Raw genomic sequence first — 24,274 nt, 5'->3', positions numbered from 1 at the left:
CCTGCCTCACACGATTGAAAGGGAGTTGATGACGATGTCGATCAGCTTGATGCCGACGAAGGGCACGATCAGCCCGCCGAGCCCGTAGACGAGGAGGTTGCGGCGCAGGAGGCTCGCCGCCGTGGCGGGGGTGTACTTCACCCCGCGCAGGGCGAGCGGGATCAGCGCGATGATCACCAGCGCGTTGAAGATCACTGCCGACAGGATGGCGCTGGCGGGGCTCTGGAGATCCATGACGTTCAGTGCCTGGAGCCCGGGATAGGCGGTCACGAAGATCGCCGGCAGGATCGCGAAATACTTGGCGACGTCGTTGGCGAGCGAGAACGTGGTCAGCGAGCCGCGGCTGATCAGCAGCTGCTTGCCGACCAGGATGATCTCGATGAGCTTCGTCGGGTCGCTGTCGAGGTCGATCAGGTTGGCGGCCTCCTTGGCCGCCGGCGTGCCGGAGTTCATGGCGACGCCCACATCGGCCTGGGCGAGGGCAGGGGCGTCGTTGGAGCCGTCGCCGCACATGGCGACGAGCTTGCCCTGGGCCTGCTCCTCGCGGATCAGATCCAGCTTCTTCTCCGGCGTCGCCTCGGCGAGGAAGTCGTCGACCCCTGCCTCGGCGGCGATGGCCGCGGCGGTCAGCGGGTTGTCGCCGGTGATCATCACGGTGCGCACGCCCATCCGCCGCAGTTCGGCGAAGCGCTCGCGGATGTCGGGCTTGATGATGTCCTTCAGATGCACGACGCCGAGCGGCTTCCTGTCCCGGGCGACGACGAGCGGGGTGCCGCCAGACCGGGCGATCTGCTCGACGATCTGCGTCAGGTCGGGGTTCGCGCCGGTCTCGCACCATCTGGCGATCGCATCCGCCGCGCCCTTGCGCACGGCGGACCCGTCCTTAAGGTCCGCGCCGGAGATGCGGGTCTGGGCGGTGAAGGGGATGGTCTCGGCGACACCGTCCCGGCCGTCGATGTCGCGCCCGAGCGTCCTGCGGGCAAGGTCGACGATCGACTTGCCCTCCGGCGTCTCGTCGGCAAGCGAGGCGAGGAAGGCGCATTCCATCAGCGCCTCGCGGGCGACGCCCGGAAGCGGCTCGAAGGCATCCGCCATGCGGTTGCCGAAGGTGATGGTGCCGGTCTTGTCGAGGAGCAGCGTGTCGACGTCGCCCGCGGCCTCCACGGCGCGGCCGGACTTGGCGATCACGTTCGCCTTCACCAGCCGGTCCATGCCGGCGATGCCGATGGCGGAGAGCAGGCCGCCGATCGTCGTCGGGATCAGCGTCACGAGCAGCGCGACGAGGAAGACGACGGGCACCGCGGCCCCCGAATAGATGAGGAACGGCTCGAGGGTGACCGTCACGATCAGGAAGATGATCGTCATGCCGGCAAGCAGGATCGACAGGGCGATCTCGTTCGGCGTGCGCTGGCGCTCGGCGCCTTCGACGAGCGCGATCATGCGGTCGAGGAAGCTTTCTCCCGGCCTGGAGGTGATCTTCACCTTCAGCCAGTCCGAGACGATCCGCGTCCCTCCCGTGACCGCCGAGCGGTCGCCGCCGGCCTCGCGGATCACCGGCGCGGACTCGCCGGTGATGGCGGATTCGTCGACCGAGGCGACGCCCTCGACGATCTCGCCGTCGGCGGGAACGATATCGCCCACCTCCACCAGCACGATGTCGCCCGGCTTGAGCGCCCGGCTCGACACGGTCTCCGGCACGCTTGCGCCGAGCGATGCGAGCTTCTTCGCCGGCGTCTCGGTCTGCGTTGCCCGCAGGGTGTCGGCGCGGGCCTTGCCGCGGCCCTCCGCCATCGCTTCGGCGAAGGTTGCGAAGTAGACCGTGAACCAGAGCCAGGCGGCGATCTGTCCGACCACTGCGACGGTCTCCGATCCCGCGACCGCGTCGCGGACGAAGAGCACGGTCGACAGGACGGCGACGACCTCGGTGACGAAGATCACCGGATTGCGCATCAGGCTGCGGGGATCGAGCTTGACGAACGCCGCCTTGAGGGCCGGTCCGGTCACCCGCATGTCGAAAAGCGAGATGTCTGGTTTCTTCTGCATGGATTTGGCTCTGCCGGAAGGGGAACCACTGGGAGCGGCCGGGGCGGGTAGCGATGCGGTGGGGATGCGCGGCATCAGAACACCTCCCCCGACAGCATCGCGACGTGCTCGGCGATCGGCCCCAGCGCCAGCGCCGGGAAGAAGGTCAGGCCGCCGAGGATGAGGACGACCGCGACCAGCAGCGTCACGAACAGCGGCGTGTGCGTCGGGAAGGTGCCGGCCGAGGTGGGCACCGTCTTCTTGGCGGCCAGCGCGCCGGCCACGGCGAGCATCGGCACGATGAAGACGAAGCGGCCGAGCAGCATCGCAATGCCCTGCATCGTGTTGTGGTAGGGCACGCCAGCGCCGAAGCCGGCGAAGGCGGAGCCGTTGTTGCCGGTCGCCGAGGAGTAGGCGTAGAGGATCTCCGACAGGCCGTGCGGCCCGGCGTCCTGGATCGAGGCGAGAGCCGTCGGGATCAGGACCACCAGCGCGCCGAAGATCAGCACTCCGATCGGCATCACCAGGAAGGCGATGACGGCGAGCTTGACCTCCTTCGCCTCGATCTTCTTGCCGAGATATTCGGGCGTCCGCCCGACCATCAGCCCGGCGAGGAACACCGTGAGCACGACGAAGGCGAGTATGCCGTAGAAGCCCGAGCCGACGCCGCCGAACACGACCTCGCCGACCTGCATCATCAGCATCGGCATCAGCGCCCCGAGCGGCGTGAAGCTGTCGTGCATGGCGTTGACGGAGCCGTTCGAGGCGGCCGTCGTCGCCGTGGCCCAGAGGGCAGAGTTGCCGGTGCCGAAGCGGACCTCCTTGCCCTCCATGTTGCCGGCCGTCTGGTCGATCGGGAGGGTATCGAAGAGCGCGTTGCCGCTGATCTCCGAGCCGTAGGTCAGGGTGAGCGCGCCCAGGAAGATCACGCCCATCGCCGCGAAGATCGCGACGCCCTGGCGCATGTCCTTCGCCATGCGGCCGAACATGAAGCAGAAGGCGGCGGGGATCAGCAGGATCAGCACCATCTCGAACAGGTTCGAGATGGGCGTCGGATTCTCGTAGGGAACGGCGGAATTCGCGTTGAAGAAGCCGCCGCCGTTGGTGCCCAGCTGCTTGATGATGATCTGCGAGGCGGCCGGCCCCTGGGCGATCGTCTGGTGCGCGCCCTCCACCGTCGTCGCGGTGACGTAGCTCAGCAGGTTCTGCGGCACGCCCTGCCAGACGAGGAAGAGCCCGCCGAGGATCGACAGCGGCAGCAGCAGGTAGAGAACGGTGCGGGTCAGGTCGACCCAGAAGTTGCCGAGGTGCTTGAGTTCGCGGCCGCAGAAGCCGCGGATGACGGCGGCGCCGACGGCGATGCCGGTGGCGGCGGAGACGAAGTTCTGAGTCGTCAGCCCCGCCATCTGGCTGAAGTACGACATCGTCGTCTCGCCACCATAGGCCTGCCAGTTCGTATTGGTCATGAAGCTGACGGCGGTGTTGAAGGCGAGGTCGGGCGACAGCCCGGGCAGGCCCTGCGGGTTGAACGGCAGGACGCCCTGCAGCCTGAGGATCGCGTAGAGCACGAGCCAGCCCGCCAGATTGAAGGCGAGGCAGGCGAGCGCATAGCGCGACCAGTGCTGTCCCGCCTGCGCATCGACCCCGGCTGCCCGATAGAGGCCGCGCTCCACCGGGGCGAGCACCGGCGTCAGGATGGTGCGCTCGTCCATGAACAGGCGCGCCATGTAGAGGCCGAGGGGCCAGGCGAGCGCCGTCACGAGGGCGCAGTAGAGGATGAACTGGAGGATATCCGCCGACATGGCCCGTTCCTCAGAACCGCTCGGGGCGCAGGAGCGCGTAGCCGAGATAGACGAAGAGGCCGAGCGCGGTCAGGGCGCCCAGGACGAGGTCGATCGTCATGGCCGGCCTCACAGCCGCTCGATCAGCCGCACCGACAGGGCGCAGGCAGCGAAGAAGCCGATCGTGATCGCGATGTAGGCAAGGTCCAGCATCGGGTGCTCCAACGGTTGGATGGAGCCCATCAGATGCCATCGAGGCCCGTAAACGGGCCATTCGTGATGCGGTGGGTGCGGATAAACGGGGCGTAAAGATCGGGGACGGACCCGCCCTGCGCGCAGCAGAGACCCACTCCCGAGCTCGCCGCGGGCCACCGTTCGACTCCGTCTCGAGCGGGGCCGTGCCGATCGCCGACACGCTGGTGAGTTTCTGGCGCGGCATCGATCCGCTGTTCCAGCTGTCGACGCTGCCGTTCGTGGCGCCGGACATCGAGGCCGCCCGCGCCCTCTACGGGCGCGCGGAAGGCGACTATCGCAAGGTGCTGGCCGACAACGGCCAGAAGCTGCTGAGAAAGCCGCCGCCGAGGCCAACGAGCGGACCTGGCAGGCCCTCTCCGCGCGCATCGAGACGAACCTCGCCACGCTGAAGGCGCACGACGTGGCCGTCGTCCAGGAGGTTCCGGAGCCGACGATGGCGGCTCTCCGTGCTGCGGCCGAACAGGCCGTCGCCGAGTGGAAGGAGCGCATGGGCGCCTCCGCCGACACGTATCTCGCGGCCCAGTAAGGGCCGGCCCGGCGGAGCCGGAGCGCACTCAGGTCCCCGCCGCATCCAGCAGTCGGGGCGGCTTGATGGTCGTCCCCTCCCGAGAGCCCGTCTCTCGAGGGGGGACCAGCCCGGAAAGCCGCCCCGTTCGGCTTCGTCGCGATGCGTGGCCGGAGACCTGCCGCATCCCCGCCCGGATCATCCTGCGGTGCCGGGCACCGGCGTGTGGAGAAGCTGCTGCTCCCAGAGGTAGGCGATGCCGCTGCCGGCCGCATGCTGCAGGAGGATGTCGGTCAGTTCGCCGGCGTGCTCGAGCCGGGCCCAGTCGCGCTGCCATTCCGACGCCACCGCGAGCCAGGTCATCATGTTCGCGCCGGCCCCGATCATGCGTTGGATCGCGACCTCGTGCGCCTCGATCGACGTGCCGCCGGACGCATCCGTCACCACCGTCACATCCCAGCCTTCGCCGAGTGCCTGGATGGTCGGCATGGCGACGCAGATCTCGGTCCACAGGCCCGCGATGATCAGCTGCTTGCGGCCCGTCGCCTTGACCGCATCCACCACCTTCTGGTCCTCCCAGGTGTTGATGAACGTCCGGTCGATCACCTCCTGGCCAGGGAACACGTCGGTGATCTGGGAAAAGATGCGGCCCCCCCGATCGGCGATCACGCTCGACAGGATGGTGGGGACGCCAAAGGCCTTGGCGACCTTCGCCAGGGCCGTCACGTTGTTGACCACCATGTGCGGGTCGTGGCTATTCAGGTTCGTGAGCTGGTACGGTTGGTGGTCGATCAGAACCAGGACGGAGTCTTCGGGACGAAGAAGCGACGTGAGGCCGTTGCGAAGGGTCATTGCTCTGCACTTTCCTGCCGGTGTGGGCGGTATCCGGGTTTGCGGACGACATGCTCGGTGGAGCCGGTTTCTCGCCTCTACCTGCCGCTCCTTGCGCCGGCGCGATAGCGCCGGGCCGCAGTATTCTGTGTCGCGAAACGGGGAACGCCGACTTGGACATCGAAGACCTGCAGACCTTCGTGGCCGTGGCCGATACAGGGGGCGTCTCAGCCGCCGCGCGCAGGCTCAGCGTCTCCAAGTCGATCGTCAGCCGGCGGCTCCTCCGGCTTGAACGGGAACTCGGCGTCCAGCTTCTGGCGCGAACGACCCGGGGCGCCGCTCTCACGGAAGCGGGGGTCACGTTTCGAGATCATGCGGCCCGGGCCGGCGCCGAGATCGACGCGGCGAAGGAAACGATCCTCCCGACCGGAGACCTCCGCGGCCGCCTGCGCGTTGCCCTGCCGCTGTCCTTCGGCCCAACGCACTTCGCTCCGGTGCTCGCGAGCATGGCGCGCCGCCACCCGCAGCTGCAGATCCACAGCGCCTACAGCGATCGCTTCGTCGATCTCATCGCCGAAGGGTTCGATTGTGGGATCCGCGTCGGGCTCCTTGCCGATTCCAACCTGATCGCGCGGCGTGTCGGACCGAGCAGGGGGCAGCTGGTCGCAAGCCCGGACTACATCAAAGCCTACGGTTCGCCCGAGACGCCGGCGGAGATCGCGGCCCATGAGGCCCTGATGCAGGGGACCGAAACCTGGCAGTTCATGGACGACGGCAAGGTCGTGACGGTTCAGCCGCAGGGGCGCTTCAAGGCCGACAACGGCATCGCCCTGACGGTTGCTGCGGCAGCGGGACTGGGCATTGCCTGGCTCCCCGATTGCCTGACCCATGACCATCTGGTTTCCGGAGCCCTCGTTCCGATCATGACGCGCTATCCACCCCCGTCGGCCGGTGTCTATGTCGTTCGCCCGCCCAGTCAGCATCCGGCGCGCAAGGTCCGGATCCTGACCGAGATGCTGATCGAGCATTTCCAGCAGAACCCGGACGTCTGGGGCCTCGACCGGTAGAATTCCGGTGGCGCGGTGCTCGGCCGGGCAATGGGGCGCGACGGCCGCTCGGCCGCCCCCGGCCCCTGCGGGGCGGCCGGAGCGTTCCCGTTTGCGCGACACGGCTTCGCGGATCGCGGGGCTAGTGGCGGAGACGCCCGCTCGCCAGGTTGGGCACGTCAACGCGGCATCCGCCTTCGCCCCGGCGGGGGCGGAGCCGTGCGCAAGCCCGAGGAAGAGCCAGGCATCATGAGTTGGAACCCAGGACTTGAACCGGGCAGCCCCGACGAGGTGGGCGTCGATGCGATCGAGACCCTCATCGTGCCGCGGAGCCGCGACCTTGGCGGCTTCGAGGTTCGGCGCGCCCTGCCGGCGCCGAACCGCCAGATGGTCGGGCCGTTCATCTTCTTCGATCAGGCCGGCCCGGCCGAGATGCTGACCGGGCAGGGCGTCGATGTGCGGCCGCACCCGCACACCGGTCTCGGCACCGTTACCTACCTCTTTCGCGGCGATTTCCATCACCGGGACAGCACCGGCGCCGACCAGGTCATCCGTCCCGGCGAGCTGAACTGGATGGTCGCCGGGCGCGGCGTCACCCATTCGGAGCGCACGACGGCGGCCGCCAGAAGCGGTCCGAACAGCCTGTTCGGCATCCAGACCTGGCTGGCTCTGCCCGACAGCCATGAGGACATGGCGCCGCTGTTCGAGCATCACGGCAGGGAGGCGATGCCGGTGATCGAGGATCGCGGCGTCTCGGTCCGGCTGATCCTCGGGCACGCTTATGGCGCGGCGGCCCCGGCGACGATGTACTCCGAGACGTTCTACGCCGACGTGAGGCTCGAAGCCGGGCACCGGCTGCCCATGCCGGACGATCACGAGGACCGGGGCATCTACATCGTCGAAGGCTCGATCTCGGTCGCCGGCCAGGACTTCGAGGCAGGCCGGATGATGGTCTTCCGCCCCGGCGACCGGATCACCATCGCGGCGGGCGCCAGGGGCGCCCGGCTGATGATCCTGGGCGGGGCAACGCTCGCCGGGCCACGCTATCTCTGGTGGAACTTCGTCGCTTCCTCCAGGGAGCGCATTGAAGAAGCCAAGGCCGCCTGGCGGGCGCAGGACTGGGGCAAGGGACGCTTCGATCTTCCGGCCGATGACCGGGACGAGCACATCCCGCTGCCGGACTGACGGGCGGCCGTTGGAACACCGCTCGCACGCGCCGGGCGGTTCAGTACGATGCGAGCGGCATCGCGGATCGAGCGAGTGCGGAACGGAGACTGCCAATGAGCGACAAGTGGCCCCACCTCACCTATCTCGGCTGGCGCGAGACGTGCTCCGCCCTGCATCTCTATTTGCAGATCGCCGGCAAGTACAGGCTGGCGCATTCCCCGTGGCTCAACCACTCCTGGAATGCGACCTTCTATGTCACCCCGAACGGCCTGGCATCGTCGCCGATCCCGGACGGCCCCGGCATCGAGATCCTGTTCGACCTTCGAAACCACATGGTCGTGGGCACCTGCGGCGCGGGGCGGCGGGCGTCGTTTGCGCTCGGACCGTCGACGGTCGCGGCGTTCCACGCCAGCTTCGTCCGGCTGATCTCCGACCTCGGCGGCACGCCGACCTTCGACGGCAGGCCGAACGAGGTGCCGGACCCGGTTCCGTTCAGCGAGGATCATCGCGAACGGCCCTACGACCGCGACGCCGTGCACGATTTCCATCAGGCTTTGATCGCGGTCGACAGCGTCTTCAAGAGGTTCCGCACTTCCTTTCTCGGCAAGTCCAGCCCTGTCCACCTCTTCTGGGGCAGCTTCGATCTGGCCGTCACCCGCTTCTCGGGACGGCGCGCCCCTCTCCATCCCGGCGGCATCCCGGCATTGCCGGACGACGTGGCGCAGGAGGCCTACGACCGCGAGGTCTCGTCGGCGGGCTTCTGGCCGGGCGGCGGCGGCATCGACTACCCCTGCTTCTATGCCTACGCCTATCCGGCGCCGAACGGTTTCCGGGGGGCCTCGGTCCAGCCCGACGCCGCCTTCTGGCATGACGGCCTGTCGGAGTTCGTGCTGCCCTACGATGCCGTGCAGTCGGCGGCCGACCCCGACGAGACCCTGATGGCCTTCCTCGTCTCGACCTACGCGGCGGCCGCCGATCTCGGCGGGTGGGACCGCGATCTGCTGGAATGCGCGCAGGGGCAGCCGCGTCGGGTGCGGCCTCCGGACGCCGAACTGCCGAGGGTCGCGCCGCTGGCGGCCGACCGGGAGGTCGAACGGGAGGATGGCGCATCGAAGGGGCGCTACCGGGTGGTCGTCGATGGCGTCGAAGCCGAGATGACCTACAGCCGGGCCGGCGCGGCGCTGATCATCATCGACCACACAGCCGTTCCCGCGGCCTTGCGTGGCCGCAAGGTCGGCGAGCGGCTGGTGCGCCAGGCGGTCGAGGATGCCCGGAGCGAAGGAGTCGCCGTCATTCCGCTCTGTCCGTTCGCCAAAGCGCAGATCGACCGCCATCCGGAATGGCAAGACGTGCTGCGCCGGCCGGCCGGGCGGTGACCCTACAGACCCCGCGGTCGGCTCCATCGCCGCGCCGCCGGGCGTCCCTCAGGCCGTTGCCGGCGCCGTGCACGGCGGGGGTTGGTTCTCAAGCCGTTTCGACCCGATCGGGTGAGCCCGCCCGATCGGGAAGGGCGCTAGCCAGCGAGCCGTCGTTCGAGGATGCGGGCCAGGATCGAGGCGCCGACCGGCAGGATACCGTCGTCGAGAAGGAACCCCGGATTGTGCAGCGGGATGTCGCCCGCGTGGCCGACCCAGCAATAGGCCCCGGGCACGACGCGCAACATGTCGGCGAAGTCCTCGCTGCCCATGAACGGCCGGGGCGTGGTGTCGACGCCCTCCTTTCCGACCACGTCGCCGACGGCCTCGGCCAGCGCGCCGGTCTCGTCGGGGTGGTTTTCCAGCACCGTGAACACGTCCCGCACGTCCACCTCGATCGTGACGTCGAAGCTCTGCGCGAAGCCCGCGCACATGCGCTCCAGACGGCTGCGGACAAGCGCGCCGACGCCGTCGTCGAAGAAGCGGATCGTGCCGGCAAGCAGGGCTTCCTCGGGGATGATGTTGTAGGCCGTCCCGGCGATGATCTTCGTGATCGACAGAACCGCGGCCGCCAGCGGATCGACGTTGCGGCTGACGATGCTCTGCAGGCTCTGGGCGAGGGCGGTCGCGACGATCACCGGGTCCTTCGCATCCTGGGGCCGCGCCGCATGGCTGCCGCGTGCCCGGATCCGGATGTCGAAGAAGAACGCACCGGCCATGGCCTTGCCGGGAAACACCGAGACCTTGCCCGGCGGCAGGTCGGGCGCGTTGTGCAGGCCGTAGATCTCGTCACAGGGAAACCGCTCGAACAGCCCGTCGGCAATCATCGCGCGGGCGCCGCCGAGGCCTTCCTCGGCCGGCTGGAAGATGAAGACGGCGGTGCCGGCGAAGTCCCGTGTCTCCGCAAGATAGCGCGCGGCGCCCAGCAGCATGGTGGTGTGGCCGTCATGGCCGCAGCCGTGGAAGCGGCCGGGGTTCGTGGAGCGGAACGGCAGGTTGGTCTGTTCGTCCATCGGCAGCGCATCCATGTCGGCGCGCAGGCCGACGCGCCGATTGCCGGCATGGCGACCTTGCAGCACCCCCACCACCCCCGTGCCGCCGATGCCCGGGTGAACCTCGATGCCCCACGCCTGCAGGCGCTCGACCACGACCGCCGAGGTGCGGGTCTCCTCGAAACCGATCTCGGGATGCGCGTGCAGGTCGCGGCGGATGTCGACGAGCTCGTCGGTGAAGTCGGAGATCCGGGAAATGACGGTCATGTCCGTATCCTTGTCGTCGTGGCCGCGCTGCGGGAAGCGCAGCATGGCGGCGTCCGTCGTCTCAATCGGCGTCCGGCGCGGGCGCGGCACCGGTCTGCCTGGAGCCAAGCAGCGCAATGGCGTCGGCCAGCTCGTTCAGCCGCTCCAGCAGCCGCTGCCGTCCGTCGTCACCCAGCGGTTCGAGCCGCGCGGCCTGGGCCGCGAAGACCACCGGGATGACCTCGTTGATGACGTCTTCGCCGGCGGCGGTGAGCTGGATCCGCACGGTGCGCCGGTCCGACGGCTCGGGCAGGCGGGCGACCAGATGGAGATCCTCCAGCTTGTTCAGCCGGCTCGTCAATCCGGCGCCGCTGAGCAGCAGATGACGGGACAGCACCTTCGGCGTGAGGCAGTAGGGCGCGCCGGCGCGCCTGAGCGCCGTCAACACGTCGTAGGTGCCGCGCACCAGCCCGTACGGGGCCAGCACGTCGTCGATGAACGCCGTCGCCTGCAGGTGGATCTGGCCGATCAGCCCGTAGATGCGGACGGGGGTGGGATCGATGTCCGGCCGCTCCGTCTGCCACTGGCGGAAGATCTCGTCGACCTGCTCGCGTGCGGCGCGGGTCTCCGCCGATCGTCGGCGCGGCCGGCGGGCCGGCCCCTCGGCTGCCGCCGGCGTCCCGTTTCCGTTTCGAACCGGGCGGTCCTCAGCTGGCATCACGGTTCCCCTCGTTCGCTTCGACGCCGTCGCGCGCCCGTCCGGCCGTCGCTCACGTCGTCCAGCCGACGACCCTGCGCTGCGCCGCCTCGATGGCGCCGAATAGCACGACACCCATCAAGGTGAGCACAATGATCGCCGCAAAGGCGAGCGGCGTCTGCGACTGCGACGTCGACATCAGGATGAGATAGCCGAGGCCCTCCTGGGCTGCGACGAACTCGCCGATGACGGCGCCGATGATGGCGAAGGTGATCGCCACCTTGCAGCCGGTGAAGAGATGCGGGAGCGCGTAGGGCATCCGCAGCCGGCGGAAGATCATCACCTCCGAGGCGCGCAGCGAACGCATGAGATCGAGCATGCCCCTGGGCGCGGATTCCAGCCCCGCCACCACGTTCACCAGGATCGGGAAGAAGCAGACGAGCACCACGATGACGATCTTCGGCCATTCGTTGATGCCGAACCACAGCGTGACCAGCGGGGCGATCGCCACCTTCGGCACGGATTGCAGCGCCAGGACGATCGGGTAGATCACCCGGCGGGCCCGCGCGCTGAACGCGAGGATCATCGCCAGCGGCACCGAGAGGACGAGGGCAAGGGCGAAGCCCACCACCGTCTCCCGGAGCGTCACGATGCTGTTGAAGAAGAGCTCGGGCGCCCAGAGGACGGCCGCTTCCCAGATTTCGGTGGGCGCGGGCAGGATCCAGGTGGGCACCGCGAAGGCCCGCACGCCGACCTCCCAGACGACGAGCAGCAGGACGTAGACGATGGGGGTGGTCGCCCGGTCGGCGACGCGGGAAAACGTGCTCACAGCCGCGCCTGTCCCCGGTCTGCCCCGAAGAACATGGCTCTGACGGTGCGCATGATCTCCTGAAAGCGCGGGTGGTTTTCGGTTTCGATGGTGCGCGGCCGCGGCAGGTCCACCTCGATGTCGGCGCGGATCACGCCCGGGCGCGCCGACATGACGATCACCCGGTCGCCGAGCAGGATCGCTTCGCCGATGTCGTGGGTGATCAGCAGGGCGGTGCGCGACAGCTCCTGCCAGAGGCGGGAGAGCTCCAGCGACAGCTCTTCGCGCGTCAGCGCGTCGAGCGCGCCGAACGGCTCGTCGAGAAGCAGCAGCTGCGGATCGGACAGCATCGCCCGGCAGAACGCGGCGCGCTGCTTCATGCCGCCGGAGAGCATCTGCGGCTTGTGATGGGCGAACTCCTTGAGGCCGGTGAGTTCCAGGAGCCGGAATGCCCGTTCGCGCGCCTCATCCTTGGCCATCCCGAAGACGTCCGCCGGCAGGAGCACGTTCTCCAGCACGCTCGCCCACGGAAACAGCACGTGGTCCTGGAACACGATGCCGACGTCGCGCGAAGGCCCGTCAAGCGGCGCTCCGCCGCGGGTCATGGTGCCCGAGCTCGGGGCATCCAGGCCGGCGATCAGGCGCAGCAGGGTGGACTTGCCGCAGCCCGACGGGCCGACCACCGAGACGAAGCTGCTCGTCTCGATCGCCAGGTCGATCGGGCCGAGCGCGTGCACGGCCTGACGGTCGCCGCCGAAGGTCTTGGTGACGCCCTTGAGGTCGATCATCGCCGCGCAGCTGCCTTGGCCTGCCGGAGAAGCGCCCCGGCCGGATGCCGGGGCGACAGGCGGGACGGGGCCCGCGTTGCTGGACGGAGCGCAGATCACTCGACGAAGCCCGGGGCGTAGACGTCCTTCGCCTCGACCGGATTGTTGAGCTGGAAGTTCTCCGAGATCACCTCCACCGTGCTCGCGACCCGGGCCGGATCGATCTCGCCGAGCTTCTGGCCGGGCACCTGCGCGAGTTCGGCGACGGCCTCCGTCTCGCCCTTGCCGACCTCCGGCGCGATCTGCTTCTGGTACTTGGCGAGGATCTCCGCGGCCTCGTCCGGATCGGCGAACGAATCCTCCATGCCCTTGATGGTGGCGCGCACGAAGGCCTTCACCATCTCGGGGTTGGTCTCGATCGTCTCTTCGGTCGCGATGATGCCGTTGCCGTAGTAGTCGAGGCCGGCATCCTTGTAGGCGAGGCGGGTGAGCTTCTTCGGCGCGGCGGTGGCGGCGAGCAGCGGCTCGCCGACGATGAACTGGCCGATGGCGTCGACCCGGCCGTTGGAGAGCAGCGACGGCAGCGACCCGCTCTCCGCGGCCACCCACTCGACCTTGTCGGGGTCGATGCCTGCCGCCTTGGCGTAGGCCGGGAAGAGCAGCCGGATCGAGCTCGAGGCGGTGTCGGCGACGGTCTTGCCCTCGAGGTCCTTCGGACCGGTGATGCCGCTGTCGGCGAGCGCGTAGAGCGCCTGCGGCGGCGAGGCGTAGACGATGGAGACCAGCTTCACCGGAACGCCGTCGTTGCCGCGAGCGAGGATCAGCGATCCGGCGTCGGCGAACCCGATCTGGGCGGCCCCGGCGGCGACCTTCTTGATGGCGTCGGCCGAGCCCTGGCCGCGCAGGATGCTCACGTCGAGGCCTTCGTCCTTGTAGTATCCCTTGTCGAGCGCGACGTAGTAGTAGGCATGGCGGCCGTTGAAGCCGAAGTCGGTGATGAAGTTCACGTCCTCGGCCTGTGCCGCCGAGGCGGCGGTGCCGACGATCAGCCCGGCAAGGGCGGCATACCTCAGGATTTTCATGGTCTACCTCGACTGCTGAAGGCGCTGTTCCTGGGAAGAAGGTCGATGCGTGGGTGCGCCATGGCGGACTGCAACGCGCGGCGCGACGACCTCGTGAAGCGCCTGTCCCCCTGCCGCCGGATCTTCCTGGCGAAGTCCGCTGATATCGTTCGCTATCGAATGAAATAAGCGTAGGGGCACGCCGCTTGGGGGTCAACGCGAGGGCGACGCAAATGATAGGCAGATGGGCGCCGCGGACTGCTCAATCGATCGGCATTCTGGCCAAAATGCAAGCATATCCCCTTGTGCAGACCGACATGGCTGCAATTTGGCGGGGCCTCGCTTGACAGGGTGAAGCCGGCCTGAATACCGTTATTCATTCGCTATCGAACGACTTGGTTCGACGGTGCGCGCGGACCGCTCGGTCCGTTCGGCAGTCCGCGGCATCCCAGACCGGCCCGCTGTCTCGCCGCGGTCGCGGACGGCGACCCGTTCCACTTCGCGGGGAAGCGCTTTCGCGGCCCGGGCGCAGCGGTCTGCCGTCGCTGCGGCCGCCGCGCACGTCTCCGCATTCAGAAGGTCGCGCAATGGATCTCGGAACCAGAATCGCAGTGGTGGGCGGCGGGCTTGGCGGGCTCACCGCGGCCGGCCTGCTCCAGCGGCAGGGCCACGCCGTCACGGTCTACGAGCAGGCGGAGAGCTTCTCGCGCATCGGCGCCGGGATCATTCTCAGCGCCAATCCGGTGAAGGTGCTGCAGCGGCTTGGCCTCGAGCCGGGCCTCGTCGCCCGCGGGATCAAGCCGGACGCCTATGTCAGCCGTCACTGGGAGACCGGCGAGACGACCTACGAGATCGAGTTCGATGCGGCCTCCGAGCGTCGCTACGGGGCGCCCTATCTGAACGTGCACCGCGCCGACCTGCACGATCTGCTGCAGGAGCCGCTGCGCCCCGGCACGCTGCTGTTCGGCCACCAGCTGGCCGGCATCGAGACCCGCGGCGAGGCGCTCCTTCTGCGCTTCGGCAACGGCGCGACGGCCGAGGCCGACATCGTCATCGGCGCCGACGGCATCGACTCGCGGGTCCGCGAGGCGCTGTTCGGTGTCGAGCCGCCGCGCTACACCGGGCGCATCGCGCCGCGGGCGGTGTTCCCGAGCGCGCAGATGGACGGCCTGGCGATCCGCGACTGCACCAAATGGTGGGGCCCCGACCGGCACATTCTGACCTACTACATGACGAAGCGGCGCGACGAGGTCTACGTCATGGGCGCGACGCCCGCGCCCGCGTGGGACCTCGAGCAGGGGGTCGTCGACGGCAGCCGGCAGGATTTTCTCGACACCTTCGGCCACTTTCACTCCGACCTCGTCCGCGTCATCGAGAAGGCCTCCAACGTCACCGTCTGGCCGATCTGCGATCGCCCCCGCAACGACCGCTGGAGCGACGGGCGGATCGTGCTGCTGGGCGACGCCTGCCACGCCATGCGGCCGTACATGGCGGCCGGCGGCGCGATGGCCATCGAGGACGCGGCCATCCTCACCCGCTGTCTCACCCGGTTCGACGACCCGCAGACCGCGTTCGCCGTCTACGCGGCGACCCGCATCCCGCGGGTCGGCGAGGTGCAGCGCATCTCGATCGAGAACACCTGGATGCACGGCCCGACGGAGGTCGACTGGTTCTTCTGCTACGACCCGTGCACCGCCGAACTCGCCCAGCCCGTCACCGCATAGAGCGCGTCCCGATCGGGCGGGCATGTCCGACCGACGGGACGCGGCGTCCGTTCAAGCGACCAAGCTCCGAGGCCGACTGCGATGCCCCTTCTGCCCCCTGATCCCATGATCGAACGCGACCTCGTCGGCTACGGCGAAACGCTGCCGGATCCCGCCTGGCCGGGCGGCGCCCGCATCGCGGTCAACTTCAACCTCAACGTCGAGGGGGGCGGCGAGGCAAGCCTCGCCAACGGCGATCCGGTCTCGGAAGGGATGCTCAACGACATCGGCGTGGAGACCAAGACCGGCAAGCGGGTGCCGCTGGTGGAGTCGCTGTTCGAATACGGCGCGCGACGCGGCGTCTGGCGCGTGCTGGAGATCTTCCGCGCCCATGACATCAGGATCAGCGTGCTCGGGGTCGTCCGCGCGCTGGAGCAGAACCCGGAGCTCGCCCGCGCCTTCGTCCGCGACGGCCACGAGGTGGTCAGCCACGGCTACCGCTGGATCGACTACGTGGAGGTGCCGGAGGATGTCGAGCGGGAGCACGTCCGGCTGGCCGTCGAAGGCCTGACGCGTCTCCTCGGCGAACGGCCGCTCGGCTGGATGACCGGACGGCCCGGCCCCAACACGCGGCGGCTCGTGGCGGAGGAGGGCGGCTTCCTCTACGACCGGGATTCGCTCGCCGACGAGCTGCCCTACTGGGTCCGCATGCCGGGCGGCCCGCATCTGGTCATCCCGTACTCCTACGAGACCAACGACAACCGCTTCAACGAGAACAGCGGCTTCTCGACCGCTGACGACTTCTTCCACTACATGCGCGACGCCTTCGACCTGCTCTACCGCGAGGGCGAGCAGGGCGCGCCCAAGCTGCTGTCCATCGGCCTCCACGACCGGCTCATCGGCCGCCCGGGCCGCGCCGTCGGCCTCATCCGTCTCCTGGAGCACATGCGCGGCTTCGACGGCGTCTGGTTCTGCCGCGGCATCGACATCGCCCGCCACTGGCGCGCGACGTTTCCGCCGCCGTCGGAACCGGGCTGAGACAGCCGGCCCGCGCGCGCAGCTCCCCGGCACCCGGGAGGAGCCGCCGCGATTGACAATTTCCATATTTCCATATTTATGGAGATATGGTTTCAAACGATGCCGTCACGGCGCTGTCCGCGCTTGCCCAGGAGACCCGGCTCGCGGTCTTCCGCCTTCTCGTCAATGCCGGGATGGAAGGGCAGACCGTCGGCCGGATCGGCGAAGCCCTCGGGCTCCCCTCCGCGACGCTGTCCTTTCACCTGAAGGAACTGAAGCACGCCGGGCTTGTCGCGGTTCGCCGCGACGGCCGCTCGCTGGTCTACAGCGCGAACTTCGCTGCCATGAACGCCCTCATCGACTACCTCACCCGCAATTGCTGCCAGGGCAATGCCGCGGCCTGCTCCCCCTCGGCCATGGGCACCGCGCAGCGGATCCGCGCATGAGCGCCGATCGCCCCGGTCCCGCAGCACCCGCCCGAACGGATCGCGCGCCCCGTTCCTGCCCGGCCGCGACATGGGAGGCCCACCATGGCTGACGAGGCCATCTCCACGGCCGTCGATCTGCCGAACGTCGATCCGGCGTGCCTCGAGCCGATCGACGTCGCGGCGCTGGCCGGCGCCGACGCGCCGCCGCATCCGCCGCGCATCCTGCTGCTGCACGGATCGTTGCGCGAGCGCTCCTTCTCCCGCTTCGCGGCGGAGGAGGCCGGCCGGCTGCTGCGCTGGTACGGCGCCGAAACCCGCAGTTTCGACCCGAGGGGGCTGCCGCTCCCCGACGCCGAAGGCGCGGAGCATCCGAAGGTCAAGGAACTGCGCGAACTCGCCATGTGGTCGGAGGGGATGGTCTGGTCCTCGCCGGAACGGCACGGCGCCATGAGCGCCGTCATGAAGGCGCAGATCGACTGGCTGCCCCTCTCGCTCGGCGGCGTCCGCCCGACCCAGGGCAAGACGCTGGCGCTGATGCAGGTCTGCGGCGGCTCGCAGAGCTTCAATGCCCTCAACCAGATGCGCGTCCTCGGCCGCTGGATGCGCATGGTGACGGTTCCGAACCAGTCGTCGGTCGCCAAGGCGTTCAACGAGTTCGACGACGCCGGCCGGATGCGGCCCTCGCCCTACTACAACCGCATCGTCGACGTGATGGAGGAACTGATGAAGTTCACCATCCTGACACGCGGCCGGTCGGCCTATCTGACCGACCGCTATTCCGAACGCGTGGAGAGCCCCGAAGCCCTGTCACGACGGGTCAACCAGCGCTCGCTCTGAACGGCGGCGACCAGCGGCGCGGAGACCGGCCCTGCAGGAAGGCGGCGCGCCCGGGAAGTCTGCCGGACCCGCCGGCCGGTCGGCCGGGCGCTCAGGGGGCGTTCCGCTGGGACGGATCGCGCAGGAATGCCGCCTCGACGTCGGCCACGCTCCGGTGCTGCCGGGCAGCTTCCGCCCACCAGGCGAGCTGCCGCATGCCGCGATCGAGATAGCCAGACCATCGCTCGGCATCGATGCCGTCCGCGAAGGTGCCATCCTCGTCGAACACCTCCTGGGCTTTCGGCACGTGGATCATGGCCGACACCGGGAGGCAGCCGAGTTCGCTCAGAAAGGTGCGCATGTTCACCGCCGCCCGGGCGCCGCCCCATTGGCCCGCGGAATAGGTGGCGATCAGGCTCGGCTTGTAGGACCACAGCGAGCTGCCGAAGTGGTTCAAAAGGTCGGCGAGCGCCGGGCTCATCGCATGGTTGTATTCCGGGCTCACCATCACGTAGCCGTCGGCGGCGGCGATGGCCTTCGCCAGGTCCTCCAGGTCGGCGGGGGCGCGACCGTTCGCGTAGGCGAAGTGCGGCTTGAACGTGCGTCCGAGATCGACCGACATCGGGTCAATGAGGCTGGCGTCGTGACCGCCCTGGGCAAGCCTCGCGGTGCATGCCCGCGCCACCCGGAGCCCCAGCCGCGCCGGCCGTGGGGGCGTGCTGTCGCGCACCGTGCCGAGGAAGACCAATATCCTGAGCATCTGGGGCTTTCCTCTCGCTTCTGCATGCCGGGCGTGGATCTTCATGTTTGAAGCCTAGCAGAAGACGCTCCGGACAGTCCGCGAAGGCGGCCGGCTCAAGCCGCTCGCCGCCCAGCCCGCAGCTATTTCGACAAATCTCGAAATAGATCTTGACTCGGCGGTGCGCCGGCAGCCATATATTTCCATGGATATCGAAATAGCATCACGACAGCTTGAGGCGCTGGGGAACCGGACCCGTCTCGGGATCTACAGGGCCCTCGTCCGGGCGGGGTCCGCCGGGCTGCCGGTCGGGCGGCTGCAGGAGTGCATGGGCGTCGCCCTTTCGACCCTGTCGCATCACCTGAAGCGCCTGATCGCAACGGGGCTGGTGACCCAGGAGCGGCAGGGCACCACCCTGATCTGCCGGGCGCACTACCCCGCCATGAACGCGCTGATCGGCTATCTGGCGGACGAATGCTGTGCGGACGCCGTCGGCACGCCCGTCGCGGAGCGTGAGGCAGCCAAGCGCTGAGGGTCCTTCCGGGAGCCGCAAGTCCACACTCTCGAAAGCACGCGAACATGAGGAGCCGTCAGATGCCGAAGGCGACAAGCGTGGGCCATCCGGTTGCCGTGATCGGCGCCGGCCCCGTGGGGCTGGCGGCCGCGGCGCGCCTGGTGGAGCAAGGGCTCACCCCGCTCGTTCTGGAGAAGGGGCCGGCCGTGGCAAGTTCGCTGCGCGCCTGGGGGCACGTGCGCGTCTTCACGCCGTGGGAGCTCAACATCGACGCGGCCGCGCGCGCCCTGCTTCGGAGGACCGGATGGATCGAGCCGGATCCCCGCGCCCTGCCGACCGGCGCCGACCTCGTCCGCGCTTACCTCCAGCCGCTGGAGGCCCATCCGGCGATCGCACCGCATCTCGTGCTGGAGGCGCGGGTGACGGCGATCACGCGGGCCGGTTTCGACAAGATGCGGTCGGCCGGGCGGGAGGAGCGACCGTTCGAAATCCGCTGGCAGGACCGTGCGGGCAGGGAGCGACGCGCCCTGGCTGCGGCGGTGATCGACGCCTCCGGCACATGGGATCAGCCGAACCCGATGGGCGCCGACGGCCTCTGCGTGCCCGGCGAGACCGGGGCAGGGGACGTGGTCGCCTACGGCATTCCCGACATCCTCGGAGCCGACCGGATGCGCTACCGGGATCGCCACGTTCTCGTGGTCGGCAGTGGTCACTCCGCCATTCACGCGGTGCTCGATCTCATCGCGCTCGGGCATGCGCATCCGGCGACGCGGGTCACGTGGGCGATCCGCACCGACACCGTCGACAAGCTCCTCGGCGGCGGCCTGAACGACCGGTTGCCCAAGCGCGGCGCGCTCGGGATCGCCGCAACGGAAGCGATTTCCGCCGGGCATCTCGATCTGCTGGCGGGCTTCGCGGCGCAAGCGGTGGAACGGGAGGGCGGCGGCGTCATCGTTCGCGGCCTGCGTGGCGGCGAGGCGATCGACCTTGCGGTCGACCGGATCGTCGTCGCCACCGGCTTCCGTCCCGGGCTCGACATGGTGCGGGAACTGCGCGTCGAGCTGGATCCGGCCGTCGAGGCACCGCCGGCGCTCAGTCCCCTGATCGACCCGAACCTTCACTCCTGCGGCACCGTACGGCCGCACGGCGTCGTCGAGCTCGCCCATCCGGAGACCGGCTTCTACATCGCCGGCTCCAAGTCCTACGGACGCGCGCCGACCTTCCTGATGGCGACCGGATACGAGCAGGTCCGCTCCATCGTGGCCGAGATCGCCGGCGACGCGGTGGCCGCCCGGGAGGTCCGGCTCGTGCTCCCGGAAACCGGCGTCTGCAGCGCCGGACCCGTCGTTCGACCGCTGCAGGCGGGAACGGCGGCCCCCGAATGCTGCGGCGGCGCGGCACCAGCCGGCATCGACGCCTGCTGCCGCGCGGACGCCGAGGCGAAGGAGGCGGGCGGCGAGGGATGCGGCTGCGGCAGCAGCGGCCGGACCGGACCGGAGCCCGCGCCCGCTTCCTGCGGCAACGTGCCGGCATGACGGACGCCGCTGCCGGCCACAGCGGGCAGCCATCGGCCCGGCGCTACCGCGTCCTGTCCGCCCTCGGCATCGGGCAGATCATCGCCTGGGGCTCGTCCTACTATCTGCCAGCCGTGCTGGGGTATCCGATCTCCGAGGCGACGGGCTGGTCCTACGCGTGGGTGACCGGTGGCCTGTCGCTGGGCCTTCTCGTCTCCGGGCTCGTCGCGATCCGCGTCGGGCGGGCCATTCAGACCTACGGCGGCCGGCCGGTCCTGGCGACGAGCTCCCTGCTGATGGCGGCGGGTCTCGCCCTGCTCGCGATCGCCCCCAACCTCGCGGTCTACATGGCGGGCTGGCTGGTGCTGGGGCTCGCGATGGGCGGCGGCCTCTACGACGCCGCCTTCTCGACGCTCGGCCGGCTCTATGGCGAGACGGCGCGGACGGCGATCTCGAGCCTGACCCTGTGGGGCGGGTTCGCCAGCACGGTCTGCTGGCCGCTGTCGGCCTTCCTGGTGGAAAGCGTCGGCTGGCGCGGCACCTGCCTCGCCTATGCGCTCATCCATCTGTGCCTGGTGCTGCCGCTCCACCTGTTCGCCGTGCCGCGCGAGCCGCGCGAGCCGCGGCGGGAGGTGCCGAGGCGGACCGACGGCCGGCTGCCCTCCGAGGGCGGCACCGGGCTCACGGGCCGGCGGTTCGCCGTCTTCGCGCTCCTGGCCGCCATTCTGACGTCGGGCAGCATGATCGCGGCGATGTACTCGGTCCACATCATCACGATCCTGCAGGCGAACGGGCTGACGCTGGCGGCGGCCGTCGGGCTCGGCGCGCTCGTCGGCCCCTCCCAGGTCGGGGCGCGGATCGTCGAGCGCCTCGCCGGCACGCGCCATCACCCGATCTGGACCCTCTTCGCCGCGTCGCTGCTGGTCGCGGCAGGCCTCGTCGTGCTGGTGCTCGCCCCGGCCGTGCCCGCCGTCGCCCTGATCGCCTACGGTGCCGGAAACGGCATCTGGTCGATCGCCCGCGGAACGCTCCCGCTGACGGTCTTCGGGGCCTCCGGCTACGCCGTGCTGATGGGACGCCTCGCAACCCCCAGCCTCGTCGCCCAGGCGGTCTCGCCCTCCATCGGGGCGCTTCTCATGCAGGCGTTCGGAGCTTCGACCACCCTGTCGGTGCTCGGGGCGATGGCCGCCTGCAACGTCGCCGGCGTCGGCGTGCTGTGGATCGTGCTGCGGAGCGGCGCGTCGGCGGAGGCGCGGTAGCGCCGCTCCGCCTGCCGCGGCAAGGCCGGCCGGTTCCGAGCAACCGTGGTGTCGCGCGTGCGGGCGGCGCAGCGGTCCCCCCGTCGCCCGGAAGCCTCCGGCGGCAGGCGGTCAGGCGCGCCGCACCACCTCGCCGTCCTCTTTGGCAAACGCGCCGATGTCCGGGTTCGGCAGGATGTCGAGGACCGTCTCCGACGGACGGCAGAGCTTCACGCCCTTCTGGGTCACGACGATCGGCCGGTTGATCAGGATCGGGTGGGCAAGCATCAGGTCGATCAGCGCGTCGTCGGTCCATTCCGGGCCGTCGAGGCCGAGCGCGTCGTAGGGCGTGCCCTTGCGGCGCAAGAGGTCGCGCACGGGCATCCCCATCCGGTCGATCAGGTCGACCAGCACCTCGCGCGACGGCGGCGTCTTCAGGTACTCGATCACCTCCGGCTCCTCGCCGGACTGGCGGATCATCGCCAGGACGTTGCGCGAGGTGCCGCAGTCGGGGTTGTGGTAGATCGTGATGGCCACGGTCTGTCTCTCCTTGATCATCAGGACGTCGATCATCGGGACGTCGGGTCCGGGCGACCCGCCTGCAGGGACCTGATCGCCCCTCATGTCCGGGAGCGGCAGGCGCGCGGACAGCCGGTATCCAGCCGTCCTCGTCCCGCTCCGGCTCCGCTCACGCCTTCGGAAAGTGGCGCTGGGTGGCATTCGCGAAGGCCACCAGCGACAGCATCACCGGCACCTCGACGAGCACGCCCACCACGGTCGCGAGGGCCGCGCCGGAGCCGAGCCCGAACAGCCCGATCGCCACCGCAACGGCCAGCTCGAAGAAGTTCGAGGTGCCGATCATCGCGCACGGGGCGGCCACGTTGAACGGCACCCGCCAGGCCCAGGCCGCGGCATAGGTCAGCGCGAAGATCCCGTAGGACTGGATCAGGAGCGGCACCGCGATCATCACGATCAGGATCGGTTGCGCGACGATCACGTGCCCCTGGAAGCCGAACAGCAGCACCACGGTGGCGAGCAGCCCGATCACCGAGACCGGCTTCAGGGCGGCGGTGAAGCGCCCGACGGCGGCCTCGGCGTTCTCGCCGCGGCGGGCGTGGGAGGTCAGCCAGCGCCGCGTCGCCGCCCCGGCGGCCAGCGGGATGACGATGTAGAGGACGACCGAGAGGATCAGCGTCTCCCACGGCACCGAGATCTCGGTGACGCCGAGCAGCAGCGCCACGATCGGGGCGAAGGCGAACACCATGATGATGTCGTTCACCGACACCTGGACGAGGGTGTAGGCCGGATCGCCCCGGGTCATCTGCGACCACACGAAGACCATCGCGGTGCAGGGCGCCGCGCCGAGCAGGATCAGTCCGGCGATGTATTCCTGTGCGCTGGCCGGATCGATCCACCGCGCGAACACGACCTCGAAGAACAGGACGCCGAGGGCGGCCATGGTGAACGGCTTGATCAGCCAGTTCACCACCAGCGTGAGCACCAGCCCCTTCGGCCGGTCGCCGATGTGGCGCAGGCTGGCGAAGTCGACCGCCACCATCATCGGGTAGACCATCGCCCAGATCAGGATCGCGACCGGGAAATTGACCGACGCGTATTCCAGCCCGGCCAGCGCCCCGAACACGCCGGGCAGCAGGTTGCCGAGAACCAGGCCGGCGAGGATGCACAGCGCCACCCACACCGACAGCCACTTCTCGAAGAAGCCGATGCCGCCCGCGGGCGGGTCGGCCAGTGCTGCGGACTGTGTGGTCATGTCATTCTCTCGACCGGACGGGAGGATCAGGCTTCTTCGGGAAGGGGCTTCTTGCCGATTTCGTCGAGCTGGCGCTGCAGCGAGAGCGCATCGAGCGACGACATCGGCAGGTTGAGGAAGATGGAGATGCGGGAGTTGAGCATCCGGAACGTGTCGGCGAAGGCGAACCGCTTCTCCGCCTCGTTGCCTTCGGCGGCGGCCGGATCCGGCAGGCCCCAGTGGGCCGTCATCGGCTGGCCGGGCCAGACCGGGCAGCTTTCGGCCGCCGCCTGGTCGCAGACGGTGAAGACGAAGTCCATCGCCGGCGCCCCCGGTTCGGCGAACTCCGACCAGTCCTTGGAGCGCAGGTCCTCTGTCTGGAAGTTGAGCCGCTGCAGGAGCTCGATCGCGTAGGGGTGGACCGCGCCTTTGGGGTGGCTGCCGGCGGAATAGGCGCGGAAGCGTCCGGCGCCGTCCCGGTTCAGGATCGCCTCCGCCATGATCGAGCGGGCGGAATTGCCGGTGCACAGAAACAGCACGTTCTTTGGGGTGGTGGTCATCGCAGGGTCTCCCGGCCCGCCGCACGGGCGGGCGCTCTCGATAAAGTCCACGACGGGTGCGCACACCTGCGGATTGCCGTGGCAGCAGTCCTGCATGAGATAGACGAGAAGATCCCGTGCACCCTCGAGATCCGCCCGGTAGACGATCGACCGTCCCTGTCGTTCGCTCACGACGAGCCCGCTGCGCTCCAGGATGGCGAGGTGGCTCGACATCGTGTTGGCCGCGGTGCTCATCCGCCGGGCGATGTCGCCCGCGGGCAACCCGTCCGGTCCCTCGGCGACGAGGAGCCGGAAAACCGACAGACGCGTATCGTGCGCCAGCGCCCCGAACTTGGAGATGGCCGCTTTCATTTCCATAGTTCATGGATAATCGAAATGAAAGCCGCTGTAAAGGGCCGATCG

The 24,274-nt window shown here is 69.2% G+C and carries 25 protein-coding genes; 12 read left to right on the top strand and 13 right to left on the bottom strand.

The window, feature by feature from the left end:
• Window positions 1-6: 6 nt before the first annotated feature.
• The 3 genes from kdpB to kdpF form a co-directional block, all read right to left on the bottom strand.
• On the bottom strand, window positions 7-2,043 hold the full coding sequence (gene kdpB, locus ACSSVZ_RS21770; RefSeq protein WP_453972867.1) for a potassium-transporting ATPase subunit KdpB: 2,037 nt from the start codon (window positions 2,041-2,043) through the stop codon (window positions 7-9).
• Window positions 2,044-2,117: 74 nt separating this feature from the next.
• Complete coding sequence (gene kdpA, locus ACSSVZ_RS21765; RefSeq protein ID WP_453972866.1) at window positions 2,118-3,824, bottom strand: potassium-transporting ATPase subunit KdpA; 1,707 nt, start codon at window positions 3,822-3,824, stop codon at window positions 2,118-2,120.
• 10 nt (window positions 3,825-3,834) lie between these two features.
• Complete coding sequence (kdpF, locus tag ACSSVZ_RS21760) at window positions 3,835-3,924, bottom strand: K(+)-transporting ATPase subunit F (RefSeq protein ID WP_453972865.1); 90 nt, start codon at window positions 3,922-3,924, stop codon at window positions 3,835-3,837.
• A 277-nt stretch (window positions 3,925-4,201) separates the two neighbouring features.
• On the opposite strand from kdpF, the gene ACSSVZ_RS21755 reads away from it, so the two are divergent.
• Together ACSSVZ_RS21755 and ACSSVZ_RS21750 are read left to right on the top strand one after the other, a co-directional pair.
• A complete protein-coding gene (locus ACSSVZ_RS21755; protein ID WP_453972864.1) occupies window positions 4,202-4,447 on the top strand; it encodes a hypothetical protein in 246 nt (81 codons plus the stop codon).
• Window positions 4,448-4,458: 11 nt separating this feature from the next.
• On the top strand, window positions 4,459-4,584 hold the full coding sequence (locus tag ACSSVZ_RS21750) for a hypothetical protein (protein WP_453972863.1): 126 nt from the start codon (window positions 4,459-4,461) through the stop codon (window positions 4,582-4,584).
• A 177-nt stretch (window positions 4,585-4,761) separates the two neighbouring features.
• On the opposite strand, the gene ACSSVZ_RS21745 is transcribed toward ACSSVZ_RS21750, so the two are convergent.
• Window positions 4,762-5,415: a hydrolase gene (locus ACSSVZ_RS21745; RefSeq protein WP_453972861.1), complete on the bottom strand. Its 654-nt coding sequence runs from the start codon at window positions 5,413-5,415 to the stop codon at window positions 4,762-4,764.
• A 152-nt stretch (window positions 5,416-5,567) separates the two neighbouring features.
• Here ACSSVZ_RS21745 and ACSSVZ_RS21740 point away from each other — a divergent pair, with 152 nt between their 5' ends.
• The 3 genes from ACSSVZ_RS21740 (at window position 5,568) to ACSSVZ_RS21730 (ending at window position 8,983) form a co-directional block, all read left to right on the top strand.
• Window positions 5,568-6,461 carry a LysR family transcriptional regulator gene (locus ACSSVZ_RS21740; protein WP_453972902.1) on the top strand — a complete coding sequence of 298 codons (894 nt, stop codon included), beginning with the start codon at window positions 5,568-5,570 and terminating at the stop codon, window positions 6,459-6,461.
• 228 nt (window positions 6,462-6,689) lie between these two features.
• The gene (locus ACSSVZ_RS21735) at window positions 6,690-7,625 is read left to right on the top strand and encodes a pirin family protein (RefSeq protein WP_453972860.1); all 936 of its coding nucleotides are present in this window, start codon (window positions 6,690-6,692) and stop codon (window positions 7,623-7,625) included.
• Between the two features lie 95 nt (window positions 7,626-7,720).
• Complete coding sequence (locus ACSSVZ_RS21730; protein ID WP_453972859.1) at window positions 7,721-8,983, top strand: DUF5996 family protein; 1,263 nt, start codon at window positions 7,721-7,723, stop codon at window positions 8,981-8,983.
• 137 nt (window positions 8,984-9,120) lie between these two features.
• Here ACSSVZ_RS21730 and ACSSVZ_RS21725 read toward each other — a convergent pair whose 3' ends face one another.
• The 5 genes from ACSSVZ_RS21725 to ACSSVZ_RS21705 form a co-directional block, all read right to left on the bottom strand.
• A complete protein-coding gene (locus tag ACSSVZ_RS21725) occupies window positions 9,121-10,281 on the bottom strand; it encodes a M20 aminoacylase family protein (protein WP_453972901.1) in 1,161 nt (386 codons plus the stop codon).
• A 61-nt stretch (window positions 10,282-10,342) separates the two neighbouring features.
• On the bottom strand, window positions 10,343-10,978 hold the full coding sequence (locus tag ACSSVZ_RS21720; RefSeq protein ID WP_453972858.1) for a MarR family winged helix-turn-helix transcriptional regulator: 636 nt from the start codon (window positions 10,976-10,978) through the stop codon (window positions 10,343-10,345).
• A 52-nt stretch (window positions 10,979-11,030) separates the two neighbouring features.
• A complete protein-coding gene (locus ACSSVZ_RS21715) occupies window positions 11,031-11,786 on the bottom strand; it encodes an ABC transporter permease (RefSeq protein WP_453972857.1) in 756 nt (251 codons plus the stop codon).
• Complete coding sequence (locus tag ACSSVZ_RS21710; RefSeq protein WP_453972856.1) at window positions 11,783-12,553, bottom strand: ABC transporter ATP-binding protein; 771 nt, start codon at window positions 12,551-12,553, stop codon at window positions 11,783-11,785. Before ACSSVZ_RS21710 ends, ACSSVZ_RS21715 begins: the two co-directional genes overlap by 4 nt.
• Before the next feature lie 95 nt (window positions 12,554-12,648).
• Window positions 12,649-13,614 (bottom strand): ABC transporter substrate-binding protein, encoded by a 966-nt coding sequence (locus tag ACSSVZ_RS21705; RefSeq protein ID WP_453972855.1) that lies wholly within the window; start codon window positions 13,612-13,614, stop codon window positions 12,649-12,651.
• A gap of 566 nt (window positions 13,615-14,180) precedes the next feature.
• Here ACSSVZ_RS21705 and ACSSVZ_RS21700 point away from each other — a divergent pair.
• The 4 genes from ACSSVZ_RS21700 (at window position 14,181) to arsH (ending at window position 17,578) form a co-directional block, all read left to right on the top strand.
• The gene (locus ACSSVZ_RS21700; protein WP_453972854.1) at window positions 14,181-15,317 is read left to right on the top strand and encodes an FAD-dependent monooxygenase; all 1,137 of its coding nucleotides are present in this window, start codon (window positions 14,181-14,183) and stop codon (window positions 15,315-15,317) included.
• A gap of 81 nt (window positions 15,318-15,398) precedes the next feature.
• On the top strand, window positions 15,399-16,334 hold the full coding sequence (locus tag ACSSVZ_RS21695; RefSeq protein ID WP_453972853.1) for a polysaccharide deacetylase family protein: 936 nt from the start codon (window positions 15,399-15,401) through the stop codon (window positions 16,332-16,334).
• An 86-nt stretch (window positions 16,335-16,420) separates the two neighbouring features.
• Window positions 16,421-16,759 carry an ArsR/SmtB family transcription factor gene (locus ACSSVZ_RS21690; RefSeq protein ID WP_453972852.1) on the top strand — a complete coding sequence of 113 codons (339 nt, stop codon included), beginning with the start codon at window positions 16,421-16,423 and terminating at the stop codon, window positions 16,757-16,759.
• Window positions 16,760-16,843: 84 nt separating this feature from the next.
• The gene (gene arsH / locus ACSSVZ_RS21685; protein ID WP_453972851.1) at window positions 16,844-17,578 is read left to right on the top strand and encodes an arsenical resistance protein ArsH; all 735 of its coding nucleotides are present in this window, start codon (window positions 16,844-16,846) and stop codon (window positions 17,576-17,578) included.
• Between the two features lie 91 nt (window positions 17,579-17,669).
• Here the strand turns inward: arsH and ACSSVZ_RS21680 are convergent, their stop codons facing one another.
• Window positions 17,670-18,317 carry an NADPH-dependent FMN reductase gene (locus ACSSVZ_RS21680; RefSeq protein ID WP_453972850.1) on the bottom strand — a complete coding sequence of 216 codons (648 nt, stop codon included), beginning with the start codon at window positions 18,315-18,317 and terminating at the stop codon, window positions 17,670-17,672.
• 184 nt (window positions 18,318-18,501) lie between these two features.
• Here ACSSVZ_RS21680 and ACSSVZ_RS21675 point away from each other — a divergent pair, with 184 nt between their 5' ends.
• The 3 genes from ACSSVZ_RS21675 (at window position 18,502) to ACSSVZ_RS21665 (ending at window position 21,583) form a co-directional block, all read left to right on the top strand.
• Window positions 18,502-18,828 (top strand): ArsR/SmtB family transcription factor, encoded by a 327-nt coding sequence (locus ACSSVZ_RS21675; protein WP_453972849.1) that lies wholly within the window; start codon window positions 18,502-18,504, stop codon window positions 18,826-18,828.
• A 62-nt stretch (window positions 18,829-18,890) separates the two neighbouring features.
• Entirely contained in the window at window positions 18,891-20,345 is a 1,455-nt protein-coding gene (locus ACSSVZ_RS21670; protein ID WP_453972847.1) for an FAD-dependent oxidoreductase, read from the top strand.
• Entirely contained in the window at window positions 20,342-21,583 is a 1,242-nt protein-coding gene (locus tag ACSSVZ_RS21665) for an MFS transporter (RefSeq protein WP_453972845.1), read from the top strand. The genes ACSSVZ_RS21670 and ACSSVZ_RS21665 overlap by 4 nt, the downstream gene beginning before the upstream one ends.
• A 111-nt stretch (window positions 21,584-21,694) precedes the next feature.
• Here ACSSVZ_RS21665 and arsC read toward each other — a convergent pair whose 3' ends face one another.
• The 3 genes from arsC to ACSSVZ_RS21650 all read right to left on the bottom strand — a co-directional run bounded on the left by arsC (window position 21,695) and on the right by ACSSVZ_RS21650 (window position 24,223).
• On the bottom strand, window positions 21,695-22,099 hold the full coding sequence (gene arsC / locus ACSSVZ_RS21660) for an arsenate reductase (glutaredoxin) (RefSeq protein ID WP_453972900.1): 405 nt from the start codon (window positions 22,097-22,099) through the stop codon (window positions 21,695-21,697).
• A gap of 151 nt (window positions 22,100-22,250) precedes the next feature.
• Window positions 22,251-23,333 (bottom strand): ACR3 family arsenite efflux transporter, encoded by a 1,083-nt coding sequence (gene arsB / locus ACSSVZ_RS21655; RefSeq protein ID WP_453972844.1) that lies wholly within the window; start codon window positions 23,331-23,333, stop codon window positions 22,251-22,253.
• Between the two features lie 26 nt (window positions 23,334-23,359).
• Window positions 23,360-24,223 carry a metalloregulator ArsR/SmtB family transcription factor gene (locus tag ACSSVZ_RS21650; protein ID WP_453972843.1) on the bottom strand — a complete coding sequence of 288 codons (864 nt, stop codon included), beginning with the start codon at window positions 24,221-24,223 and terminating at the stop codon, window positions 23,360-23,362.
• Window positions 24,224-24,274: the final 51 nt, after the last annotated feature.

This window comes from Amorphus sp. MBR-141 (genome assembly GCF_053628695.1).
Note: the sequence above shows the minus strand (reverse complement) of the source record. Positions and strands in the feature narration are given on the sequence as shown.

Coding starts and splice junctions, on each gene's coding strand:
- kdpF (WP_453972865.1), bottom strand. CDS start 3,924: ATGACGATCGACCTCGTCCTGGGCGCCCTGACCGCGCTCGGCCTCTTC.
- ACSSVZ_RS21690 (WP_453972852.1), top strand. CDS start 16,421: ATGGTTTCAAACGATGCCGTCACGGCGCTGTCCGCGCTTGCCCAGGAG.
- ACSSVZ_RS21675 (WP_453972849.1), top strand. CDS start 18,502: ATGGATATCGAAATAGCATCACGACAGCTTGAGGCGCTGGGGAACCGG.
- ACSSVZ_RS21735 (WP_453972860.1), top strand. CDS start 6,690: ATGAGTTGGAACCCAGGACTTGAACCGGGCAGCCCCGACGAGGTGGGC.
- ACSSVZ_RS21745 (WP_453972861.1), bottom strand. CDS start 5,415: ATGACCCTTCGCAACGGCCTCACGTCGCTTCTTCGTCCCGAAGACTCC.
- ACSSVZ_RS21725 (WP_453972901.1), bottom strand. CDS start 10,281: ATGACCGTCATTTCCCGGATCTCCGACTTCACCGACGAGCTCGTCGAC.
- ACSSVZ_RS21720 (WP_453972858.1), bottom strand. CDS start 10,978: ATGCCAGCTGAGGACCGCCCGGTTCGAAACGGAAACGGGACGCCGGCG.
- ACSSVZ_RS21665 (WP_453972845.1), top strand. CDS start 20,342: ATGACGGACGCCGCTGCCGGCCACAGCGGGCAGCCATCGGCCCGGCGC.
- ACSSVZ_RS21680 (WP_453972850.1), bottom strand. CDS start 18,317: ATGCTCAGGATATTGGTCTTCCTCGGCACGGTGCGCGACAGCACGCCC.
- ACSSVZ_RS21730 (WP_453972859.1), top strand. CDS start 7,721: ATGAGCGACAAGTGGCCCCACCTCACCTATCTCGGCTGGCGCGAGACG.
- kdpA (WP_453972866.1), bottom strand. CDS start 3,824: ATGTCGGCGGATATCCTCCAGTTCATCCTCTACTGCGCCCTCGTGACG.
- ACSSVZ_RS21705 (WP_453972855.1), bottom strand. CDS start 13,614: ATGAAAATCCTGAGGTATGCCGCCCTTGCCGGGCTGATCGTCGGCACC.
- arsB (WP_453972844.1), bottom strand. CDS start 23,333: ATGACCACACAGTCCGCAGCACTGGCCGACCCGCCCGCGGGCGGCATC.
- ACSSVZ_RS21670 (WP_453972847.1), top strand. CDS start 18,891: ATGCCGAAGGCGACAAGCGTGGGCCATCCGGTTGCCGTGATCGGCGCC.
- kdpB (WP_453972867.1), bottom strand. CDS start 2,043: ATGCAGAAGAAACCAGACATCTCGCTTTTCGACATGCGGGTGACCGGA.
- ACSSVZ_RS21650 (WP_453972843.1), bottom strand. CDS start 24,223: ATGAAAGCGGCCATCTCCAAGTTCGGGGCGCTGGCGCACGATACGCGT.
- ACSSVZ_RS21710 (WP_453972856.1), bottom strand. CDS start 12,553: ATGATCGACCTCAAGGGCGTCACCAAGACCTTCGGCGGCGACCGTCAG.
- ACSSVZ_RS21700 (WP_453972854.1), top strand. CDS start 14,181: ATGGATCTCGGAACCAGAATCGCAGTGGTGGGCGGCGGGCTTGGCGGG.
- ACSSVZ_RS21695 (WP_453972853.1), top strand. CDS start 15,399: ATGCCCCTTCTGCCCCCTGATCCCATGATCGAACGCGACCTCGTCGGC.
- arsH (WP_453972851.1), top strand. CDS start 16,844: ATGGCTGACGAGGCCATCTCCACGGCCGTCGATCTGCCGAACGTCGAT.